Consider the following 21,002-nt stretch of genomic DNA (forward strand, 5'->3'; position numbering starts at 1 on the left):
GGATCCGCGGACGCGTCAGAGAATGCGTTTGCGGACCTGGGTGATGATGATTTCGGCCACCACGACCACGGCGAAGATGGCGGCCAGCACCAGGGCCACGCGGTCCCACTGGAACAGGTTCAGCGCGGTGTCCAGCGCCATGCCGATGCCGCCGGCGCCCACCAGCCCGAGCACGGCCGATTCGCGCACATTGATGTCCCAGCGCAGCAGCACGATGGACCAGAAGGCGGGGCGGATCTGCGGCCAGTAGGCATACCAGATTACCGATGCCTTGCTGGCGCCGGTGGCGGTGACGGCCTCGATCGGGCCGCGCTGCGCTTCCTCGATGGCTTCGCCGACCAGCTTGCCGACGAAGCCGATGGAACGGAACGCAATGGCCAGCGTGCCGGCCAGCGCGCCCGGCCCGAAGATGGCGATGAACAGCAGCGCCCACACCAGCGAGTTGACCGAACGGCTGGACACCAGGATCAACCTGGCCAGCATGTTGACGGTTTTGCTGGGCGTGAGATTGTTGGCCGCGAGCAAGCCCACCGGCACCGCCATCACCACGGACAGGATGGTGCCCAGCGTGGCGATGTGCAGCGTTTCGATCAGCGCGCCGTGCACGCCTTCCGGGTAGTAGGCCCAGTCTATCGGCCACATGCGCCGGAACAGGTCGGCCATCTGCTCGGGCGCGTCGTACAGGAACTCCGGGATGATCTCGACGCCGCGGATCGCCTGCACGATGGCCGCGACCACCAGCAGGTAGAGCGCAAAGCGCAACAGGCGCTGGCCCATGCTGTAGCGCTGCCAGACGCGCGGCGAACCCGCCGGATTGAAGGTGGAGGCGTGGGCGTTCATTCGTCCACCTCCGCGCGGCGCTTGACCGGCGTTGCGCTGCCCCCGAGGCCGCGCGCACCCGCGAAGCGGCCTTGCAGGATGCGGTCGAAACCCAGGTTGTCCAGGAACACGGCGCGCACGAAGCCCGCCAGGATTTCGCCCAGCATGATGATGGCGATCAGGGTCAGCAGGATGGCGCTGACGAAGTCATAGTCAAAACGCTGGAACGCCGAGAACAGCGTGCCGCCCACGCCGCCCGCGCCCACGATCCCCACCATGGTGGAGTTGCGCAGGTTGGAGTCGAACTGGTAGGTGGCAAAGCCGATGAAGCGGGCGAACACCTGCGGCAGCACGCCGAAGATGATCACGTTGGCGAACGAGGCGCCGGTGGCGCGCACGGCTTCCACCTGCTTCAACGAAATCTCTTCGATGGCTTCGGTGAACAGCTTGCCGATGAAGCCGACCGAGGCCACCGTCAGCGCCAGAATGCCGGCCAGCGCGCCGAAGCCCACCGCCTTGACGAACAGGATGGCGACGATGACCGGGTGCAGCGCGCGGCACAGGGCCACGATGGCGCGGGCGGGCCAGGATACCCAGGTGGGCATCATGTTGCGCGCGCCCAGCAAGCCGATGGGCAGGGCGATGATGATGCCCAGGACCGAGGCCAGTACCGCGATCTCCAGGCTTTCCGCGATGCCCTTCCACAAGGTGGCGGGCTTTTCGAAGTTGGGCGGAAACATGCGCGCAAGAAAGGTGGACGCGTGGCCCATGCCGGTTTCAAAGCGCGCCCAGCTGAAGTCCAGCTGCGCGCCCGCGTACAGCGTGTAGGCCAGCAGCAACAGCACGCCGGCCTTGGCGCGCCCGGACATGGCGAAGGGGCGGGCGCCCTTGGGTTGGATCATTCCAGCCAAGACTCGCCTCCGTAGATGGTCTTGAGCATGGCGGCGTCCAGCCCCTGGCCGTCGCCGTCATAGACCACGTGGCCGCCGGACATGCCGACGATGCGGGTGGCATAGCGGCGGGCGAGTTCGACGTCGTGGATGTTGACGATGACGGGAATGCCGGTGGCGCTGCCCTGCTCGGACAGCAGCTCCATGATCTCGACGGAGGTCTTGGGATCCAGCGAGGAGGTGGGCTCGTCGGCCAGCAGCAGCTGCGGGCGCTGCATCAGCGCGCGGGCAATGCCCACGCGCTGGCGCTGGCCGCCCGACAACGCATCGGCGCGCTGGTCGGCGAAACCCGCCAGGCCCACGGTGTCCAGCAGCTTGTAGGCATGCTGGATGTCCTCGGGCTCGAAGCGGCGCATCCATGCCTTGACGGCGGAGGTGTAGCCCAGCCGTCCGGTCAGGAGGTTTTCCATGACCGTCAGGCGTTCGACCAGGTTGTATTCCTGGAACACCATGCCGATGCGGCGGCGCGCGCGGCGCAGCGACGCGCCGCGCACGCGGGCCAGGTCCACGGACCCGTCCTTCGACTGCAGCACGATCTCGCCCTTGGTGGGTTCGATCAGCCGGTTGATGCAACGCAGTAGCGTGCTTTTACCGGTGCCCGAGGGGCCGATGATGGCGGTCAGCCCCTGTCCCGCGATTTGCAGGTCGATGCCGTTGAGTACCGGCCTGCCGGCCCGGTATTCCTTCACCAGGCCGGAAATGCGTAGCGACGTCGTCATACGGAATTACTTCTTGCTCTTGGCGGATTCGCGGTCGTAGGCAGCGCGGTTGAAGCTTTCGCCGCCCGATTCGGCGACCTGGCGCACGATGGCCCAGTCCTTCTCGTAGGTCACCGGATAGAAGCGGTCGGCGCCGTCGAAGGCCTTGGACATTTCCGCCGGGAAGCGGTAGTCGTAGAAGCACTTGAGCATCTGGTCGCGGAACTTGGGCTCCAGGTCATGCGCGTAGGCGAACGACGAGGTCGGGAACTTCTCGCTCTTGTAGATCACGCGGAAGTCGGCTTCCTTGACCTGGCCGCGCTCGACCATGCGCTTGAACACGTCCGAGGCCACGGCCGCGGCGTCGTAGTCGCCGGAGTTCACGCCCATGACGGACTGGTCGTGCTTGCCGGAGAAGATGACCTTGTAGTCCTTGTCGGGGGTCAGGCCTTCCTTGGGGAACAGCGCCACCGGCGCCATGTGGCCAGAGTTCGAGGACGGCGCGGTGTGCGCGAGCTTCTTGCCCTTGAGGTCGGTCAGCTTCTGGTAGGGGCTGTCCTTCTTGACGATGACGATCAGGTTGTAGCCCTGGAAGCCGTCGGCATAGCCCTTGACCGCGAACGGCACTGCGCCCGCGATGTTCACGGCGAAGGCGGTCGGGCCGGTCGAGAAGCCGCCCACGTGCAGGCGGCCCGAGCGCATGGCCTCGATTTCCGCGGCGTTGCTTTGCACCTGATAGAACACCACGCGCTTGCCCGTGCATTCGGACAGGTGCTTGGTGAAGGGCTTGAAGATGTCTTCGTAGACCGCCGGGTCTTCCACCGGGGTGTAGGTGAACACCAGGGTGGACGGGGTCTTCAGCTTGGCCGGATCGGTGGGCGTGTCGGCCACCAGGTCCTTGTTGGCGTCGCAGTACATCTGGTCCAGGTCGCCGCGGTTGGGGCAGGCGTCGGCGGCTTGCGCGGCGGACGCGCCCAGGGCGAAGGCGGCCAGCGTAGCCGCTTGAAGCAGGCGCAGAGCTTGCATCTTGTGTCTCCTCTTTCTTTGTTTGTGTGACATGTCACTTAATTCAACTTGAATTCAAACATGGAAGAGGAGGGGACGCACTCGGGAAAGTCCCTGTGTTTCTTTTCGGCTTTTGTTCGCTTTGTTCGATTTATGTTCGTTTTTGCGCGAATTTCATCCGGTCAACTCCGGTGCCCGAGCTTGCGCGAGATTTCCTGCGCGCAGGCCAGCAGCGGCCGGGCGATGGCGCCGTCCCATGCCACGTCGAACAGCCCGGTGGGACCCAGGCTGGTCAGGGCCAGGACGATGTTGCCGGTGTTGTCGAAAACCGGGACCGACAGCGCGTCCACGCCCGGCAGCGGGTTGCCCAGCGCGCGCGCCATGCCGTGCACGCGGATGTCCGCCAGCTGCGCTTCGATATTGGCGCGGGAGGCCTTGCGCGGGGGCGGCGTGCTGGCGATGACGGCGGTGTCGCCTTCCTCGCGCGCGATGTAGTGTTCGCTGACCTTGGGCGGCAGCCAGGCCGCGAACACCAGGCCGGTGGCCGTGTGCAGCATGGACATCACCGTGCCTTTGCGCATGTTCACGTGGACCGGGTAGCTGGCCTCGGTCATGTGGATCATGGTGGGGCCGTGCGAGCCGAGCACGGCAATGCCCAGGGTGTGGCCGATCTCCGATTGCAGCTTGGCGATCTCCGGCATGGCGACGCGCACCGGGTCCAGGCGTTGCAGGCTGACCAGCCCCATCTGCAGGGCGAAGGGGCCGAGCTCGTACTGGCCGGTGATGGCGTCCTGCTGCACCAGGCCGACTCGGATGAAGCTGACCAGGTAGGGGTGCGCCTTGGCCGAGGTCATGCCGGCGCCCGCGGCCAGGTCGCGCAGGGTCAGGGGCTTGCCGGCGTCGACCAGGGCGGCCAGCAGCGGCACGCCCACCTCGATCGACTGGATGCTGCGGCGGCCGTCGTTGGCGGCCGGGGAGGAAGCGGAAGGGGATGTCGCCACGGTGTGCGGACCTCAGGCCGGCTGTGCTTGGGTGGACCGCGCGGCGAGCAGCCGGTCGGCCATTTCGACGAAGCCCGCGCCGCCATGGTGGGCGGCGACGAAGGCGGGGCGGTGGGTCAGGCGGTGCAGCTGGGCCTGGATGTTGGCCACGCCGACCGAAATCGGAAAGTAGGCGAACATGGGCTCGTCGTTGGGCGAGTCGCCGATGAACAGGGTGCTGTCCAGGGCGCCGGCCACGTCCGCGCCGAACTCGCGCTGGAACATGGTGCGCGTCATGGTGAGCTTGTCGTAGTCGCCGAACCAGCCGTTGACGTGGATGGAGCTGACCTTGGCCTGGGCGCCGGCTTCCTCGAAGATCTGGACGATCCGGCTGATGGCGGAATCGGGCAGGGCGGGCACGTCCTCGCAGAAATCGATGGCCAGGTCGGCCACGCGGTAGTCCTGGTCGCTGGCCACGGCGGCGCCGGGCACTTCGGCCAGGACGCGGTCGCGGATGGCGTCCAGCTTCCTGCGGCTGGCCTGGCGCGAGGCGGCGTCGGTCCAGTAGTGGGTGGTCATGCGGCGGGCCTGGCGGTCGTAGGCGTAATAGAAGGCGCCGTTTTCGCCGACCACGGCGCGCACCGGCCACATGCGGGCGATGTGGTCGCACCAGCCGGCCGGGCGGCCGGTGATGGGCACGACCTGGATGCCGGCCTGTTCCAGGCGGTCCAGCGCCGCATAGGCGTCCGCCGGCAGGCGGCCTTCGGTGGTCAGCGTGTCGTCGATGTCGGTCAGCACGACGCGGACGGCCGCCGCGACGGTCAAAGGCATGGCCGCAAGGGCTTGCATGTGGGGTTTCCTTGGCTCGGTTTTTAAGGGGTGGTCTCCGGGCGAAAGTTTACCGGACACCCCCGGCTGGCGGGGCTGGCAGGGCCGGATAGGGGTTCCGCCTCCAGGAGCGGTAAAATCCGGGCTTTCCCGCCTGGTTTACGTGCCCGCCATGTCCGTCCAGTTGTCCCCTTTGCCCGGCTCCGAGCCGGAATCCTTCGGCATCGCTACGGTTGCCGAGATCATCGCCGAGCTGCGCGCCGGCCGCATCGTCATCCTGGTTGACGAGGAAGACCGTGAAAACGAGGGCGACCTGGTCATGGCCGCCGAATTCGTCACGCCCGAAGCGATCAACTTCATGGTGACGCACGGCCGCGGCCTGGTCTGCCTGACCTTGACCGAAGAGCGCTGCCGCCAGCTCGATCTGCCCCTGATGGCGGCCCGCAACGGGACGCGCTACGGCACCAACTTCACCCAGTCGATCGAAGCCGCCGAAGGCGTCGAGACCGGCATTTCGGCCGCTGACCGCGCCCGCACCATCCAGGTGGCGGTGGCGCGCGATGCCAAGCCGGCTGACCTGGTCCAGCCCGGCCACATCTTCCCGGTGCGCGCCGTGCCCGGCGGCGTGCTGGTGCGCGCCGGCCACACCGAGGCGGGCTGCGACCTGACCGCCATGGCCGGCCTGACGCCCGCCGCCGTGATCTGCGAAATCCTCAAGCCCGACGGCACCATGGCCCGCCTGCCGGACCTGGTGCAGTTCGCCCGCGAACACGGCCTGAAGATCGGCACCATCGCCGACCTGATCCAGTACCGCAGCGAACACGAATCCATCGTCAAGCGGGTGGGCAAGCGCACCATGCAGACCGCCTGGGGCGAATTCGAGGCCGTGGCCTATGAAGACGCCGCCACCGGCTCCGCCCATTTGGCGCTGGTGCATGGTAACGTGACTCCCGACGCCGAGACGCTGGTGCGCGTGCACGAGCCGGCCTCCGTGCTGGACGTGCTGGACACTGGCGCCAGCCCGCACAGCTGGGGCGTGGCGCAGGCCTTGCAGGCCATCGCGGCCGCACCCGCCGGGGTGCTGGTGCTGATGAACTGCCAGTCGTCCACGGAACACCTGTTTGGTCAGATCGCTGGCTGGAACGACCCGAAGGCCCAGGCCAACCCCGGCAATGCCGACCGCTACGGCCTGCGTACCTACGGGATTGGCGCCCAGATTCTGCGTGACCTGCACGTGGGCCAGATGAAGCTGCTGGCCCGCCCGCGCAAGATGCCCAGCATGGCGGGCTTCTCGCTCACCATTACGGGTTACGATTGCGACCCTCCGAATACTCCCGCAACACACTGAAGGCCGACCTATGAACCCTTACATCCTTACCCCCGACCTGAACGGCGAAGGGCTGCACATCGGCATCGTACGCGCCCGCTTCAACGAGGAAATCGGCCAGGCCGAACTCGAAGCGTGCCTGAAGGAACTGGCCGAACTGGGCGTGGACGAGCGCGACGTCATGGTCGCCACCGTTCCGGGCGCCCTGGAACTGGGCGTGGCCCTGTCCCACATGGCCGAAACGTTTGAATTCGACGCCCTGATCGCGCTGGGCGCGGTCATCCGCGGCGAGACCTATCACTTTGAAGTGGTCAGCAATGAAATGGCCACGGCAATCACCCGTATTTCCCTGGAAACCGGCATCCCCGTCGCCAACGGCGTGCTGACCGTCGATACCGACGAGCAGGCGCAGGCGCGCGCGGCCGGCAAGGGCCGCGATTGCGCCCAGGTGGCCGTTGAAATGGCCAACCTGGTGGCGGCCCTGGAGCCCGAGGAAGAAGACGAAGACGACGAAGACGAGGACGAAGATTTTGACGACGAAGAAGACGACGACCAGCGCTGATAGCGCGGCGCAGGCCCGCGCCAACGCGCGCAGCGCGCGCCGCCGCGCCCGCGAATTCGCCCTGCAGGGCGTGTACGCGTGGCTGCTGCGCGGCGGCGAGGGCACGCAGGACGCCGGCGAGATCGACGCCCATCTGCGCGACACCGAGGATTTTTCCGAGGCCGACGCGCAGTGGTTCAAGACCTTGCTGCATGGCGTGCTGCGCGAAGCGCCCGCGCTGCGCCAGCGTTTCACGCCCTACGTCGACCGTCCGTTGGCCGAACTGTCGCCTGTCGAGCATGGCATCCTGCTGATCGGCAGCTTCGAACTGATCCATCATGTCGAAGTGCCGTACAAGGTCGCCATCAATGAAGCTGTCGAACTGGCCAAATCGTTCGGCGGCACCGACGGTTTCAAGTTCGTCAACGGCGTGCTCGACAAGCTGGCGGCCGACGTGCGCGCCCACGAAGTCAATAAGAGGTAATTACCCCCCGAAGCGCTGCGCGCTTCCCCCCCAGGGGGGCGCCGCTGCGGACCGGCGGAGCCGGATCCGCGCGGCCCGGATTGGGGGGGCACCTGTTTCTTGCCGCGAGGTCTTGCCGCGCGAGGAGTGGGTTGGGGTTTCTTCCGAGTTGCGGGGCGCGCCGCATGATTTGTGGGGGCGGCAAGCCCCCGTGGGTTTCAATGCCGGCCTGCCGTGCCGGACTGCGGAGTTGCCTTGGCGTCCGAATTTGATTTGATCGCGCGCTATTTCACCCGCGCGGCTCCTGCCGGCCTGCTGGGCGTGGGCGATGATTGCGCCCTGTTCCCGGTTCCTCCCGGCGAACAGGTGGCCACCAGCACGGACCTGCTGCTGGAAGGCCGCCATTTCTTTCCCGATGTGGATCCGAAGTCGCTGGGGCACAAGGCCCTGGCGGTGAACCTGTCCGACCTGGCCGCCATGGGCGCGCGCCCCATCGGTTGCGTGCTGGGCCTGGCCTTGCCGCGGCTGGACGAGCCCTGGCTGGCGGCGTTTGCCGAAGGCTTCCACGCGCTGGCCGCCGCCCATGGCTGCCCGCTGATCGGCGGCGACACGACGCGCAGCGCGCATGACCTTGCCATCAGCGTCACCGTGTTCGGCGGCGTGCCTGCCGGGCGGGCATTGCGCCGGGATGGCGCCCAGGCTGGCGACGACATCTGGGTATCCGGAGAGCTGGGGGCGGCCGACGTGGCCTACCGCCTGCTGGACGGGCAGTACCCTGCCGATGCGGCGCTGCTCGCGGCGACGCGCGGCGCGCTGGAATGGCCTGAGCCTCAGGTAGCGCTGGGTCTGGCCTTGCGTGGCATCGCCCATGCCGCCATCGACATTTCCGACGGACTGCTGCAGGACCTGGGCCATATCCTGGCTGCCAGCCGCGTGGGCGCCACGCTGCATTACGCCGCGATGCCCATGTCACCCGCCCTGGCTGGCCTGCAAGAAGCGCCGCTGCGCCGCGCGGTGCTGGGTGGCGGCGACGTCTACCAGCTATGCTTTACCGCGCCCGCCTCCCGGCGCGAGGCCGTGCTTGCGGCGGCGGCTGCGGCCGGCGCGCGCGTGACGCGCGTGGGGCAGATCCAGGCGCAGCCGGGCTTGTCCGTGCTGGACGGCCAGGGCCAGCCCCTGAACGACCTGCCGGCCGGTTTCGATCATTTTCCCGCGGCCTGATCCGCCGCGTCCCAACCCGCATACCCATGCCGTCCACCGACAACCGTCCTACCTCCATGCGCGACCGCGCCCGGACTGCCTACCCGCCCTTGTCCTGGGTCTGCCGCGATCCGGGCCGGCTCATCGCGTTCGGCTTCGGCAGCGGCCTGATCCGGCCGGCCTCGGGTACCTGGGGCACGCTGCTGGCTTGGGCAATCTGGGTCGCCGCGGCACCCGCCGCGTCGGACTGGGCGATCGGCGCATTCCTGGCGCTGGCATTTTTGTACGGCTGCTGGGCCTGCCATCGCGTCGGCCGTGAACTCCAGCAGTCGGATCATGTCGGAATGGTCTGGGACGAGATGGTGGCGTTCTGGCTGGTGCTCTGGCTGACGCCCACGGGCTGGTTGCCGCAGGCGCTGGCGTTCGTGCTGTTCCGCACGTTCGACATCGTCAAGCCGCCTCCCATCAAGTTCTTCGACGCTCACATCAAGGGCGGTTTCGGCGTGATGTGGGACGATATCGTGGCGGCCGGATATGCCCTGCTGATCATGGCGCTGGTCGTGCGCACAGGAGTCTTGGGATGAACGGACAACAAGAAAGCACCCGGCCCAATCTGTCGGCCGAACAGTTGGCGCAAGCCACCTCGCTGGCGCTGGCCGAACGGCTAGGCGAAACGCTGCGGCGCAAGGGCTGGATGCTGGGCACGGCGGAATCCTGCACCGGCGGCCTGTTGGCCGGGGCGATGACGGCGGTGGCCGGTTCCAGCGACTGGTTCGAGCGCGGCTTCGTGACCTACAGCAACGAAGCCAAGGTTGCTGAACTGGACGTGTCGCCCGATGCCTTGCATCACTTTGGCGCCGTCAGCGAACCGGTGGCGCTGGAGATGGCCAACGGCGTGCTGCTGGCGTCCCCCGCCGCGCATGTGGCGGTGTCCACGACCGGCATCGCCGGGCCGGGCGGCGCGACGCCGGGCAAGCCGGTGGGCATGGTGTGCTTTGGCTTTGCGCAGCGTTCGGGCGAAGGCATCAGCAGCCGCGCCGTCACACACGTGTTCCCGGGCGACCGCGCGCAAGTGCGCCAGGCGGCGGTGGACTACGCGCTGCGCGGGCTGCTGGAGTTGTTGGGAGCGCCGGTCAACCGGCGCTGAAGGACTGGGCTTGCGCGGTTGGGGGCGCGAGGCCCCCGTGCCGGATCAGCGCACCGCGTTGATCGCGTCGCGCAGGCCCTTGGCCGCCGTGCCGGCGGCCTCGCGCCAGTCGTCGCCGCCGCTGGCGTAGATGATGGCGCGGGACGAGTTGATCATCATGCCGCTGCGGGCCGCGTTGGCGCCCGCGTTCACGGTGGCGGTGATGTCACCGCCCTGGGCGCCGATGCCCGGCACCAGCAGGGGCACCGCGTCGCCGATGCGTGCGCGCACCGCGGCCAGCTCATTCGGGAAGGTCGCGCCCACCACCAGGCCACACTGGCCGTTGGCATTCCATTTGTCGGCGACCAGGCCCGCGACGTGCAGGTACAGCGGCTCGCCATTGTCCATCTTCAGGAATTGCAGGTCCGAACCGCCGGGGTTGGAGGTGCGGCACAGCACGATCACGCCGCGGTCGCGCCACGCCAGATAGGGCTCGACCGAGTCCAGGCCCATGTAGGGGCTGACCGTCAGCGCGTGCGCCTGGTAGCGCTCGTAGGCTTCGCGGGCGTAGTTTTCGGCGGTGGAGCCGATGTCGCCGCGCTTGGCGTCCAGCACGATGGGCAGGTCGGGATGCTTTTCGCGGATGTGCTGGCACAGCGCTTCCAGCTGGTCTTCGGCGCGGTGCGCGGCGAAGTAGGCGATCTGCGGCTTGAAGCTGCAGGCATAGGGCGCGGTGGCGTCCACGATGTCGCGGCAGAACTGGAAGATGGCGTCCGGCTTGTCCTGCAGTTCGCGGGGGAAGCGCTGCGGATCGGGATCCAGCCCGACTTGCAGGAGCGAGTTGCTGGTGGTCCAGGCGTGTTCGAGTTTTTGCAGGAAATTCATGGGAGTTCAGTGCAGTTTGACCCGCGGGCGCGTGCGCCGCATGAGCAGGCGGGCCAGGGCAAGGGAGGCGGTACGCGAGATGCCGAGCACCGCTTTGTGGTGCATCAGGTGCAGGCTCATGTACATCAGGCGTGCCAGTGTACCGCTTACGAACAGTCCTCGTCCGGCGAGCTTGCCCATCAGGCTGCCGACGCCGGCGTCCTGGCCCAGCGACACCAGCGAACCGTGGTCCTCGTAGACGTAGGGCGCGGTGGGCTCGGGCGTATGGCGCAGGCGCGCGGTGAGCTTCTTGGCCAGGTAGTCGGCCTGCTGATGCGCGGCCTGGGCGCGGGCCGGCACGCTGCGGCCGTCGCGCCACGGCGCGGCGCAGCAGTCGCCCAGCGCCAGGATGTGCGGATCGGCGGTTTCCAGCCGTTCATTGACTTCCAGTTGGCCCACCTTGTTCAGCGGCAGGTCCAGGTCGGCCAACAGGGCCGGGCCCTGGATGCCCGCCGCCCACATGCATAGCTGGGCCGGGAATTCGCGGCCGTCGGCCGTCTTGACGCTGTCGGCGGTGACTTCCGAGACCCGGCAGGACGCTTCCACCCGGATGCCCAGTTCCGTCAGGCGGTTGGTGGCCGCGACCGAGATTTTCTCGGGCAGGGCCGACAGGATGCGCGGGGCGCCTTCCACCAGGGTGATGGCCAGATCGCGTTCGGCGCGGAAATTCGGCAGGCCGTAGGCGCTGACCACGTGGCTGGCCTCGACCAGCTCCACCGCCAGCTCGACGCCCGTGGCGCCGCCGCCCACGATCACCAGATCCAGCCGGGCCGAAGGATTGCGCACCTTGGCCTGGTCCACCAGGGCCATGGCCTTGAGCATGGTCAGGCGGAACTGCTCCGCGTTCTCGGTGGAGTCCAGCGTGACCGCGTGTTCCGCCGCGCCAGGGGTATTGAAGAAATTGGACGTGCTGCCCAGGGCCAGCACCAGCGTGTCGTAGGCCAGTTCGCGGCGCGGCAGGACTTCCTGGCCTTGCGCGTCGTTCACGGCGTCCACCGTGATCCGGCGCTGCTCGCGGTCTATGTGTTCGAGGCGGCCCTGCGCGAACGAAAACCCGTTCATGTGGGCCAGCATCAGATAGGACAGGCCTTCCTGGTGGATGTCCAGCGTGCCGGCGGCAGCTTCGTGCAGCGAAGGCTTCCAGATATGGAAGGGGCGGCTGTCGACCAGCGTGATGTGCTGCCGGCCATGCACGCGGCCCAGCTTGGCTGCCAATTCCAGGCCGCCGGCGCCGCCGCCGACGATGACAATGCGCTCAGAGGAGTCGGGCGTCGATCTAGGCATCATGGCTTCCAGTATAAATAGCGGCGCATCTCCCAGGAGATGACTAGCCGTGTCAATGCATGACGAATCGGCTGATGGCCACGCCGACCCAGACCGTGCCGGCGAAGATCAGCAGCAGCATCACGGCGGCGCTACCCAGGTCCTTGGCCCGCCCCAGGAGCGGGTGCGATTCGACGGAAAGCGCGTCGGCCAGCGCCTCGATGGCGGAGTTCAGCAGCTCCGCCGCCAGCACCATGATCACCGTGCCCACCAGAAAAAACACTTCAACCGTGGTGCGGCCGAGGAAGAACGCGGCCGGGATCATCAGGACGGCCAGCGCCAGCTCCTGGCGGAAAGCCGCCTCGTACTTGATGGCCGCCTGCAGGCCCTGCAGGGAGTAGCGCAGCGCATTCAGGATGCGGCGCAGGCCGCCGGTGCTCTTGTAGGGCGAATGATGCGGATTCTGTGACATGGGTACGGAAAATGGGCTGGGTGTGGCGGCTTTTTAACAGATATGCATTGCCCGCGAAGCCATCGCGCGCATCTTTGGGCAAACCCTAATTGTGACGCATCCGGGACCGGCGCAAGATTTGGTCAATTGGTAAGGCCACTTTACCTTTTGGCCTGACTTATCCACCGGTACACCCGCAGTCCATGCCCATCCAGACCATCGAACCCCGCCGCCTGTATCGCCAGATCGCCGACCAGCTTCGCCTGCTGATCGAGTCGGGTGAGTTTCCGGCCGGCGCGCGCTTGCCGCCCGAGCGCGATCTCGCGCTCAAGCTCGGCGTATCGCGTCCTTCGGTGCGCGAGGCGCTGATCGCGCTGGAGGTCGAAGGCTGGGTGGAAGTCCGCATGGGTTCGGGCGTCTATGTGCAAAGCCTGGCGGGCGGGCCGCGCGCCAGCCTGACCGCCGAAAGCCCGCTGGAAACCATACGCGCCCGCCAGGTGATCGAGGGCGAACTGGCCGCGCAGGCCGCGTTGCGCAATACGCCCGCGCTGGTGGACGGGTTGGCCGAAGCCGTCGGCACCATGGAAGACGAGGCGCTGGCCGGCAATGTGCCGATCCGCGGAGACCGGCTGTTCCATCTGCGTGTCGCCGAAATGGCGAACAACGCCGTGCTGGTGCGCGTGGTGAGCGAACTGTTCGACGAGCGCCACAATCCGCTGTCCGTGAAACTGGGCGACTACTTCGAGAATCCTTCCAGCTGGGAGGCCGCCATCGCCGAACATCGCAAGGTGATCGACGCCATCCGCGCCGGCGACGACCGCGGCGCGCGCGCCGCCATGCACCACCATCTGGCCTGCTCGCATGACCGCCTTACCGCAAGCTGGCCCGGCGCGGACGCGTCCGGCCTGCCGTTGGACAGCCGGGAGCAGGCGGAACCATGAGCGCCTTACGGCCGTCCGCAATGCCAAGGAGCAAGTCGTCATGACGCTGGCCTGTCGCATCCACGGGGCGCGCGATTTGCGCCTGGAACCGGACGAAGTCGCGCCCTTGGCGCCGCACGAAGTGGAGCTGAGGCTGGGCGCCGCGGGCATCTGCGGATCCGACCTGCACTATTTCCTGCATGGCCGCGTGGGTGCCTTCGTCATCCGCGAACCCTTGATTCCCGGCCATGAGGCTTCCGGGGTGGTGCTGCGCACGGGCGCTGCCGTGAAGTCGGTAGCGCCGGGCATGAAGGTCGCCATCAATCCTTCCCACCCTTGCGGGGGCTGCGATTACTGCCGTGCCGGCCGCGACAATCTGTGCCGCAACATGCGCTTTCTCGGCAGCGCCAGCATCTATCCGCACGTGCAAGGCATGTTCCGCGAGCGCTTCGTGATGGGCGAACGCCAACTCACGCCGGTGCCGGAAGCGGACGTCACGCTGGGCGAGATCGCCTGTGCCGAGCCGCTGTCCATCGGACTGCATGGCGTCAACCGGGCCGGTCCGATGATGGGCAAGCGCGTGCTGGTCACGGGCGGCGGCACCATAGGCTGCATGACCGTGCTCGCCGCCAGGCTGGCGGGCGCGGCCCACGTGACCGTGGCGGACGTGGCCGACCGGCCGCTGGACATGGCCCGTCAGGTCGGCGCCGACGAGGCCGTACGCAGCGACCAGCTCGCGCCCGCCGACCTGGCCGATATCGCCGACATCAGCATCGAGGCCGCCGGCAGCCCTGCGGCGCTGGCGACCTGCCTGACGGCGACGCGGCGCGGCGGCCGCATTGTGCAAGTGGGAACGCTGCCCGCCGAGGGCATCGCGTTTCCGGCCAACAACATCATGGCGCGGGAGCTCGACTACGTCGGCGCGTTCCGTGCGGGCGTGGAGTTCGATTGGGCCGTCTCCTATCTGCGTACGCGCAAGGTGGACGTGCGGCCCCTGATGAGCGCGCAGTTGCCGTTGTCGCAGGCGGTCGAGGCCTTCGAGCTGGCGGCGGATCGCAGTCGCAGTACCAAGGTGCAACTTGTAGTTGAAGCGTGACCCGCTGGCGGCTCACCATGGGCCGCCACGCCGGGCATTCAAAAAACAACGAGGAGACGACATGAACCTAGGCAACGCCGTCAAGGCGCTGGTCGCCGCCCTGGCGCTCGCCGCCAGCGGCAGCGCAATGGCGCAGACCAAGCTCAAGTGGGCCCACGTGTACGAAACATCCGAACCCTTCCATACCGCCTCCGTCTGGGCGGCGCAGGAAATCGGCAAGCGCACCAACGGCCGCTACCAGATCGACGTATACCCGGCCTCGCAGCTGGGCAAGGAAAACGACATCAACCAGGGCCTGACCCTGGGCACGGTGGACATGATCATCTCGGGCTCCAGCTTCGCGGCCAAGAGCTTTCCCCGCATCGGCGTCACCTACTATCCCTACATCTTCCGCAATCCCGAGCACCTGATCGCCTACACCAAGAGCGATATCTACAAGGAACTCACGCGCGGCTACGACGAGAAAAGCGGCAACCACATCGTCGCCACCACCTACTACGGCACGCGCCAGACCACGTCCAACCGGCCCTTCACCAAGTGTTCCGAAATGAAAGGCCTGAAGATCCGCGTGCCTGACGTGGCCGCCTATCTGGCCATGCCGCGCGCCTGCGGCGCCAATACCGCGCCGATCGCCTTCGCCGAGGTCTACCTGGCTTTGCAGAACGGGACCGTGGAGGCGCAGGAGAACCCGCTCACCACCATCGAGGCCAAGAAGTTCTACGAAGTGCAGAAGAACATCATCCTCACGGGCCATATCGTCGATCACCTGAACACCGTGATCTCGGGCAAGCTGTGGAAGAGCCTGTCCGACGAGGACAAGAAGATCTTCGCCGAAGTGGCGCAGCAGGCGGCCGAAAAGGCTTCCGCCGAGGTCGCCGAAAGCGAGAAGAAGATGGTCGAAGTGTTCCGCAAGCGCGGCCTGAACGTGGCGGAGGTGAACGTCCAGGACTTCCGCGACACCGTGCTGGAGAAAGTGCCGTTCAAGCAGTACGGCTACGAAAAATCGGATTGGGAACGGATCCAGGCCGTGAAGTAAGCGCGCCCGGGGCCGCCCGGGCGGCCCCGCATCGACCCGTCCGATTCCGCACAAGGGGAACGCCATGCATTCCGATGCCAAGGCCGCCGTGATGGCGGCCGCCAGCAGCAACCCTGTCCATCCCGCGGGGCACCAGCCGCCCGCCACGGCGCAGGAGATCGTCCAGAGTTTCGAGGAAGCCGACCGCCACGAGGTCAGCCTGGCGGGCTACCAGCCCGAGGACTGGATCTGCCTGGGCATATTCTGGGTCATGGCGCTGCTGGTCTTCCTGCAGTTCTTTTCGCGCTATGTGCTTAACGACTCCTACGCCTGGACCGAGGAACTGGCCGTCTATTGCCTGATCGGCGTGGTGTTCATCGGCTCGTCCATGTGCGTGCGCGCCTGCCGCCACATCCAGGTGGACTTCCTGTACCGCTACCTGCCGCGCCCCGTCGGCCGCGCGCTGGCCACCATCATCGACCTGCTGCGCACGGCGTTCTTCGGCTATGCCGTGTGGCTCACCTACCGCTACATCGTACTGGTGGGCGACGAGCCCATGACCACGCTGTTCTGGAACAAGGCCTATGTCTACTGGATGGCGCTGGCGGGATTCGTCCTGATGTTCCTGCGCTCGGTGCAGGTGTCGGTCTGCAACTGGCGCCAGGGCTACTCCATCCTGGAAAACCCCGCGGCCTACGAGTCGCAGGACTAGCCGGGGCAGCCCCGGAATCCGACAACGACAACCGGAAGCGAGACATGGGCATACTGATCGGAACCTTTCTGCTGTTGATGATCTTCGGCCTGCCGGTGGCGGTGGCCATGGCGGGCGCATCGCTGCTGTTCGTGCTGATTTCGGGCAGCGTGCCCGACGTGGTGGTGGCGCAGCGCATGATCGCGGGGGTGGAGTCCTTTCCTCTGCTGGCCGTGCCGTTCTTCATCCTGGCCGGCAACCTGATGAACATCGCCGGCATTACCGGCCGCATCTACAACTTCGCCGTGGCGCTGGTGGGCTGGATGCGCGGCGGCCTGGGGCAGGTGAACATCATCGGTTCGGTGGTGTTCGCGGGCATGTCGGGCACCGCCATCGCCGACGCCGCGGGTCTGGGCACCATCGAAATCAAGGCCATGAAGGACCATGGCTACGAGACCGAGTTCGCGGTGGGCGTGACGGCTGCCTCGGCCACGCTGGGCCCCATCATCCCGCCGTCGCTGCCCTTCGTCATCTACGGCATGATGGCCAACGTGTCGATCGGCTCGCTGTTCCTGGCCGGCCTGATTCCCGGCGCGGTCCTGACCGTGCTGATGATGCTGACCGTGGCCTATTACGCGCGCCGCAACAACTGGGGCGGCGACGTGTCCTTCGACTGGAAGCGGCTGGGCGCCGCCGGGCTGGAAGTCGGCATCGTGCTGGCCTTCCCGCTGGCGATCTGGCTGATGACCGAGGCCGGCGTGTCGGCCAACCTGGCCGCAGGCATCGCCTTTGCCGTGTTGCTGGCGCTGGACTGGCGCTACAACTTCTCGGCGGTGATGGCGCTGATGGCCCCCGTCATCCTGATCGGCGGCATGACGTTGGGCTGGTTCACGCCCACCGAGGCCGCCGTGGCTGCGGTGATCTGGGCGCTGTTCCTGGGCTTGGTGCGCTATCGCTCCATGACCTTGCGGACCCTGGCCAAAGCGATTTTCGACACCATCGAGACCACGGCCTCGGTGCTGTTCATCGTCACCGCCGCCTCGGTGTTCGCGTGGCTGCTGACCACCACCCAGGCGGCCCAGGCGCTGACCGACGGCATTCTCAGCGTGACGCAGAACAAGTGGGTGTTCCTGCTGATGGCCAACGTCCTGATCCTGATCGTGGGCTGCTTCATCGACACCATAGCCGCCATCACCATCCTGGTGCCGATCCTGCTGCCCATCGTGCTCAAGCTGGGCATCGATCCGATCCATTTCGGCCTGATCATGACGCTGAACCTGATGATCGGCCTGCTGCATCCGCCCATGGGCATGGTGCTGTTCGTGCTGGCGCGCGTGTCCAAGCTGTCGGTGGAACGGACCACGGTTGCGATCCTGCCGTGGCTGGTGCCGCTGTTCGTGGCGCTGATCGCCATTACCTATATCCCTCAGATCACGCTCTGGCTGCCCGGCGTCATGGGCATGGCCAAGTAAAAAGGAAGACGTCATGACTGGAAGGCTGCAAGGCAAGACCGCCATCGTCACCGCCGCAGGGCAAGGCATCGGCCGCGCCGTGGCCGAGGCCTACGTCCGCGAAGGCGCCGACGTGCTGGCGCTGGACATCAACGGCGGCGCGCTGGAGACGCTGGCGGGATGCCGGCGCCGCACGCTGGACGTGACCGACGCCGCCGCCATCGGCGCGCTGGCCGCCGAGGCCGGACCGGTGGACGTGCTGTTCAACGGCGCCGGTTTCGTGCATGCCGGGACCATCCTGGACTGCGACGAAAAGGCCTGGGACTTCTCGTTCGAACTGAACGTGAAATCCATGTACCGCATGATCCGCGCCTGCCTGCCCGGCATGCTGGCGCGCGGCGGCGGCGCCATCGTCAACATGGCCTCGGTGGCGTCCAGCATCAAGGGTGCGCCCAACCGCTGCGTCTATGGCGCCACCAAGGCGGCGGTGATCGGGCTGACCAAGTCCGTGGCGGCGGATTACGTCGGGCAGGGCATACGCTGCAACGCCATCTGCCCGGGCACGGTGGAATCGCCTTCGCTGCGCCAGCGCATCGAGGCGCAGGCCAGCGCCGGCGGGCAGACGCTGGCCGCGGTGGAGGCCGCTTTCGTCGCCCGCCAACCCATGGGCCGCATCGGCAGCGCGGAGGAAATCGCCCTGCTGGCGGTGTACCTTGCCAGCGACGAGTCCGCCTTCACCACCGGCACGGCCCAGGTCATCGACGGCGGCTGGTCCAACTGAACATTCACTACACATGAGGAACATGCGATGAAACTGTTGCGCTATGGTGCGAAAGGCGCGGAGAAGCCCGGAATGCTGGACGCCCGCGGGCAGGTGCGGGACCTGTCGGCGGTCCTGCCGGACATAGGCGCCGCCACGCTCACGCGCGCGGGCCTTGCGCCGCTGCGTGCGCTGGACCCGGCCAGCCTGCCGCTGGTGGATCGCCCGGGCCGCCTGGCGCCGCCCTGGAGCGGCATGGGCAAGTTCATCTGCATCGGCCTGAACTACGCCGACCACGCAGCGGAGTCGGGCCTGCCAGTGCCGGCCGAGCCCGTGGTGTTCATGAAACCGACCTCGGCCGTGGTCGGCTGCAACGATCCGGTGGTGCTGCCGCAAGAGTCCGTCAAGACCGACTGGGAAGTGGAACTGGGCGTGGTGATCGGCGAGCGGGCCCGCTACGTCAGCGAGGCAGAGGCCATGAACCACGTGGCCGGCTATTGCGTGGTGAACGACGTGTCCGAACGTGAATACCAGATCGAGCGCGGCGGCACCTGGGACAAGGGCAAGGGCTGCGACACCTTCGGCCCGGTCGGCCCGTGGCTGGTCACCGCCGACGAGATCGCCGACCCGCAGGCGCTGGACATGTGGCTGGACGTCAACGGCAAACGCTATCAGAACGGCAGCACGCGCACCATGGTGTTCGGCGTGGCGCAGCTGGTGTCCTACGTCAGCCGCTTCATGACCCTGTACCCGGGCGACTTGATCAGCACCGGCACGCCGCCGGGCGTGGGCATGGGCCAGAAGCCGACGCCCGTGTACTTGAAGGCCGGCGACGAGATGCGACTGGGCATTGCCGGCCTGGGCGAGCAGCGGCAGCGCGTCCACGCCTGGGACCCTGCGCTGATCGACGGTTAGCGGCGCGAGAACGCCAGGAGGCATTCATGTCTGAATCCGATACCGCGGTCATACGCATCCACCCGGCGGACAATGTGGTGATCGCCAGACGCCAGCTGGCCGGCGGCACGCGCCTGGCCGGCGAAGACGTCGTCGTGCGCGGCCTGGTGCCGCCAGGGCACAAGGTGGCGACCTGCGCCATCGCCGCAGGCGAGCCGGTGCGGCGCTACAACCAGATCATCGGCGTGGCGCGCTGCGACATCGCGCCTGGCGCGCATGTCCATACGCATAACCTGGAGTTCTCCGACTTCGAGCGCGATTACGCCGTGGGCGCCGACGCGCGCGCCACCGACTACGTCGACGCGCCCGCGCAGTTCGACGGCATCGTGCGCGCCGACGGTCGCGTTGCCACGCGCAACTACATCGGCATCCTCACCAGCGTGAACTGTTCGGCTACCGCCGCGCGCGCCATTGCCGACCATTTCCGCCGCGACATCCATCCGGAAGCGCTGGCCGCCTATCCCAACGTGGACGGGGTGGTGGCGCTGACGCATGGCGCCGGCTGCGCCACGGGCAGCGAGGGCGAGCCTCTGCGCCTTTTGCGCCGCACGCTGGGCGGCTACGCCAGGCATCCCAATTTCGCGGGCCTGCTGGTGCTGGGCCTGGGTTGCGAAACCAACCAGATCGGCGGCCTGATGGAGCAGGAAGGACTGCGCGAGAGCGGCTTGCTGCATACCTTCAACATCCAGGAGACCGGCGGCACGCGCAAGACCGTGGAGCATGGCATCGAACTGGTGCGCGCCATGCTGGCGCAGGCCGACCGCGTCCAGCGCCAGCCCGTGCCTGCAAGCCTGCTGACCGTGGGCCTGCAATGCGGCGGGTCCGACGGCTATTCGGGCATCAGCGCCAACCCGGCGCTGGGCGCCGCGGTGGACCTGCTGGTACGCCATGGCGGCAGCGCCATCCTGTCGGAGACGCCGGAGATCTACGGCGGCGAGCACCTGCTGACCCGGCGCGCCGCCACGCCCGAAGTCGCGGCCAAGCTGCTCGCCAGGCTGCGCTGGTGGGAGGAGTACTGCGCCCGCAACGACGCGGAAATGGACAACAACCCCTCGGCTGGCAACAAGGCCGGCGGGCTGACCACCATCCTGGAAAAGTCCCTGGGCGCCATCGCCAAGAGCGGCACGACCCGCCTGGCCGACGTGTATGAATACGCCGAAACCGTGCGCGCGCGCGGGCTGGTGTTCATGGATACGCCGGGCTACGACCCGGTGTCCGCCACCGGCCAGGTTGCGGGCGGGGCCAACCTGATCTGCTTCACCACCGGCCGCGGCTCGGCCTATGGCTGTGCGCCCGCGCCGTCCTTGAAGCTGTCGACCAACACGGCGCTGTGGCAGCGGCAGTCCGACGATATCGACATCAATTGCGGCGAAGTGGTTGACGGCGCGCAAAGCGTGGCCGGGATGGGTGAGCGCATATTCCGTCTGATGCTGGAAACGGCCTCGGGCCGGCGCACGCGCAGCGAGGAACATGGCTACGGCCAGAACGAGTTCGTGCCCTGGCAACTGGGCGCGGTGATGTAGGCGCCCGGCGCCGTCCG

The 21,002-nt window shown here is 67.3% G+C and carries 23 protein-coding genes; 14 read left to right on the top strand and 9 right to left on the bottom strand.

Annotated elements, in window-relative coordinates; all coding sequences use genetic code 11:
• Positions 1 to 15: 15 nt before the first annotated feature.
• The 6 genes from phnE (NGK62_RS16785) to NGK62_RS16810 all read right to left on the bottom strand — a co-directional run bounded on the left by phnE (NGK62_RS16785) (position 16) and on the right by NGK62_RS16810 (position 5,301).
• Positions 16 to 840 carry a phosphonate ABC transporter, permease protein PhnE gene (phnE, locus tag NGK62_RS16785; protein WP_251879234.1) on the bottom strand — a complete coding sequence of 275 codons (825 nt, stop codon included), beginning with the start codon at positions 838 to 840 and terminating at the stop codon, positions 16 to 18.
• Positions 837 to 1,721: a phosphonate ABC transporter, permease protein PhnE gene (gene phnE, locus NGK62_RS16790; RefSeq protein WP_118931355.1), complete on the bottom strand. Its 885-nt coding sequence runs from the start codon at positions 1,719 to 1,721 to the stop codon at positions 837 to 839. The genes phnE (NGK62_RS16785) and phnE (NGK62_RS16790) overlap by 4 nt, the downstream gene beginning before the upstream one ends.
• The gene (gene phnC / locus NGK62_RS16795) at positions 1,718 to 2,488 is read right to left on the bottom strand and encodes a phosphonate ABC transporter ATP-binding protein (protein ID WP_054451933.1); all 771 of its coding nucleotides are present in this window, start codon (positions 2,486 to 2,488) and stop codon (positions 1,718 to 1,720) included. The genes phnE (NGK62_RS16790) and phnC overlap by 4 nt, the downstream gene beginning before the upstream one ends.
• Positions 2,489 to 2,494: 6 nt before the next feature.
• Positions 2,495 to 3,493, bottom strand: a complete 999-nt coding sequence (phnD, locus tag NGK62_RS16800) for a phosphate/phosphite/phosphonate ABC transporter substrate-binding protein (protein WP_059371363.1) — start codon at positions 3,491 to 3,493, stop codon at positions 2,495 to 2,497.
• Between the two features lie 161 nt (positions 3,494 to 3,654).
• Positions 3,655 to 4,473, bottom strand: coding sequence for an IclR family transcriptional regulator (locus NGK62_RS16805; RefSeq protein WP_059371364.1), 819 nt, complete (start codon positions 4,471 to 4,473; stop codon positions 3,655 to 3,657).
• Between the two features lie 12 nt (positions 4,474 to 4,485).
• Positions 4,486 to 5,301 (bottom strand): HAD-IIB family hydrolase, encoded by an 816-nt coding sequence (locus NGK62_RS16810; protein ID WP_251879236.1) that lies wholly within the window; start codon positions 5,299 to 5,301, stop codon positions 4,486 to 4,488.
• A gap of 151 nt (positions 5,302 to 5,452) precedes the next feature.
• On the opposite strand from NGK62_RS16810, the gene ribBA reads away from it, so the two are divergent.
• The 6 genes from ribBA to NGK62_RS16840 all read left to right on the top strand — a co-directional run bounded on the left by ribBA (position 5,453) and on the right by NGK62_RS16840 (position 9,958).
• Positions 5,453 to 6,628 carry a bifunctional 3,4-dihydroxy-2-butanone-4-phosphate synthase/GTP cyclohydrolase II gene (gene ribBA, locus NGK62_RS16815; protein WP_118931430.1) on the top strand — a complete coding sequence of 392 codons (1,176 nt, stop codon included), beginning with the start codon at positions 5,453 to 5,455 and terminating at the stop codon, positions 6,626 to 6,628.
• Between the two features lie 10 nt (positions 6,629 to 6,638).
• Positions 6,639 to 7,169 carry a 6,7-dimethyl-8-ribityllumazine synthase gene (gene ribH / locus NGK62_RS16820; RefSeq protein ID WP_006391339.1) on the top strand — a complete coding sequence of 177 codons (531 nt, stop codon included), beginning with the start codon at positions 6,639 to 6,641 and terminating at the stop codon, positions 7,167 to 7,169.
• Positions 7,138 to 7,632 (top strand): transcription antitermination factor NusB, encoded by a 495-nt coding sequence (gene nusB, locus NGK62_RS16825; RefSeq protein ID WP_059371366.1) that lies wholly within the window; start codon positions 7,138 to 7,140, stop codon positions 7,630 to 7,632. The genes ribH and nusB overlap by 32 nt, the downstream gene beginning before the upstream one ends.
• Before the next feature lie 234 nt (positions 7,633 to 7,866).
• Entirely contained in the window at positions 7,867 to 8,832 is a 966-nt protein-coding gene (thiL, locus tag NGK62_RS16830) for a thiamine-phosphate kinase (protein ID WP_251879238.1), read from the top strand.
• A 56-nt stretch (positions 8,833 to 8,888) separates the two neighbouring features.
• On the top strand, positions 8,889 to 9,395 hold the full coding sequence (locus NGK62_RS16835; RefSeq protein ID WP_251879604.1) for a phosphatidylglycerophosphatase A family protein: 507 nt from the start codon (positions 8,889 to 8,891) through the stop codon (positions 9,393 to 9,395).
• Positions 9,392 to 9,958, top strand: a complete 567-nt coding sequence (locus NGK62_RS16840) for a CinA family protein (RefSeq protein ID WP_059371368.1) — start codon at positions 9,392 to 9,394, stop codon at positions 9,956 to 9,958. The genes NGK62_RS16835 and NGK62_RS16840 overlap by 4 nt, the downstream gene beginning before the upstream one ends.
• A 45-nt stretch (positions 9,959 to 10,003) precedes the next feature.
• Here NGK62_RS16840 and pyrF read toward each other — a convergent pair whose 3' ends face one another.
• Genes pyrF through NGK62_RS16855 form a run of 3 tightly spaced genes read right to left on the bottom strand, consistent with a single transcriptional unit; the run spans position 10,004 to position 12,596 of the window.
• Positions 10,004 to 10,822 (bottom strand): orotidine-5'-phosphate decarboxylase, encoded by an 819-nt coding sequence (gene pyrF / locus NGK62_RS16845; RefSeq protein ID WP_054451925.1) that lies wholly within the window; start codon positions 10,820 to 10,822, stop codon positions 10,004 to 10,006.
• A 6-nt stretch (positions 10,823 to 10,828) separates the two neighbouring features.
• On the bottom strand, positions 10,829 to 12,148 hold the full coding sequence (locus NGK62_RS16850; protein WP_118931353.1) for an NAD(P)/FAD-dependent oxidoreductase: 1,320 nt from the start codon (positions 12,146 to 12,148) through the stop codon (positions 10,829 to 10,831).
• A 49-nt stretch (positions 12,149 to 12,197) separates the two neighbouring features.
• Positions 12,198 to 12,596, bottom strand: a complete 399-nt coding sequence (locus NGK62_RS16855; protein WP_054451923.1) for a diacylglycerol kinase — start codon at positions 12,594 to 12,596, stop codon at positions 12,198 to 12,200.
• 182 nt (positions 12,597 to 12,778) lie between these two features.
• Here NGK62_RS16855 and NGK62_RS16860 point away from each other — a divergent pair, with 182 nt between their 5' ends.
• The 8 genes from NGK62_RS16860 (at position 12,779) to NGK62_RS16895 (ending at position 20,985) form a co-directional block, all read left to right on the top strand.
• On the top strand, positions 12,779 to 13,516 hold the full coding sequence (locus tag NGK62_RS16860) for a FadR/GntR family transcriptional regulator (RefSeq protein ID WP_059371370.1): 738 nt from the start codon (positions 12,779 to 12,781) through the stop codon (positions 13,514 to 13,516).
• A 40-nt stretch (positions 13,517 to 13,556) separates the two neighbouring features.
• Positions 13,557 to 14,591 carry an L-idonate 5-dehydrogenase gene (locus tag NGK62_RS16865; RefSeq protein ID WP_251879240.1) on the top strand — a complete coding sequence of 345 codons (1,035 nt, stop codon included), beginning with the start codon at positions 13,557 to 13,559 and terminating at the stop codon, positions 14,589 to 14,591.
• 61 nt (positions 14,592 to 14,652) lie between these two features.
• Positions 14,653 to 15,627, top strand: coding sequence for a sialic acid TRAP transporter substrate-binding protein SiaP (locus tag NGK62_RS16870; RefSeq protein WP_059371372.1), 975 nt, complete (start codon positions 14,653 to 14,655; stop codon positions 15,625 to 15,627).
• A gap of 64 nt (positions 15,628 to 15,691) precedes the next feature.
• Positions 15,692 to 16,318, top strand: coding sequence for a TRAP transporter small permease (locus NGK62_RS16875; RefSeq protein ID WP_205736580.1), 627 nt, complete (start codon positions 15,692 to 15,694; stop codon positions 16,316 to 16,318).
• 44 nt (positions 16,319 to 16,362) lie between these two features.
• Entirely contained in the window at positions 16,363 to 17,769 is a 1,407-nt protein-coding gene (locus NGK62_RS16880) for a TRAP transporter large permease (RefSeq protein ID WP_251879242.1), read from the top strand.
• Between the two features lie 13 nt (positions 17,770 to 17,782).
• Positions 17,783 to 18,529, top strand: coding sequence for an SDR family oxidoreductase (locus tag NGK62_RS16885; protein ID WP_251879244.1), 747 nt, complete (start codon positions 17,783 to 17,785; stop codon positions 18,527 to 18,529).
• 27 nt (positions 18,530 to 18,556) lie between these two features.
• Positions 18,557 to 19,423, top strand: coding sequence for a fumarylacetoacetate hydrolase family protein (locus tag NGK62_RS16890; RefSeq protein ID WP_251879246.1), 867 nt, complete (start codon positions 18,557 to 18,559; stop codon positions 19,421 to 19,423).
• Between the two features lie 26 nt (positions 19,424 to 19,449).
• On the top strand, positions 19,450 to 20,985 hold the full coding sequence (locus tag NGK62_RS16895) for a UxaA family hydrolase (RefSeq protein ID WP_251879248.1): 1,536 nt from the start codon (positions 19,450 to 19,452) through the stop codon (positions 20,983 to 20,985).
• Positions 20,986 to 21,002 lie beyond the last annotated feature (17 nt).

It is taken from the genome of Achromobacter sp. Marseille-Q4954 (assembly GCF_943737025.1).
GTDB lineage: Bacteria > Pseudomonadota > Gammaproteobacteria > Burkholderiales > Burkholderiaceae_B > Achromobacter > Achromobacter bronchisepticus_A.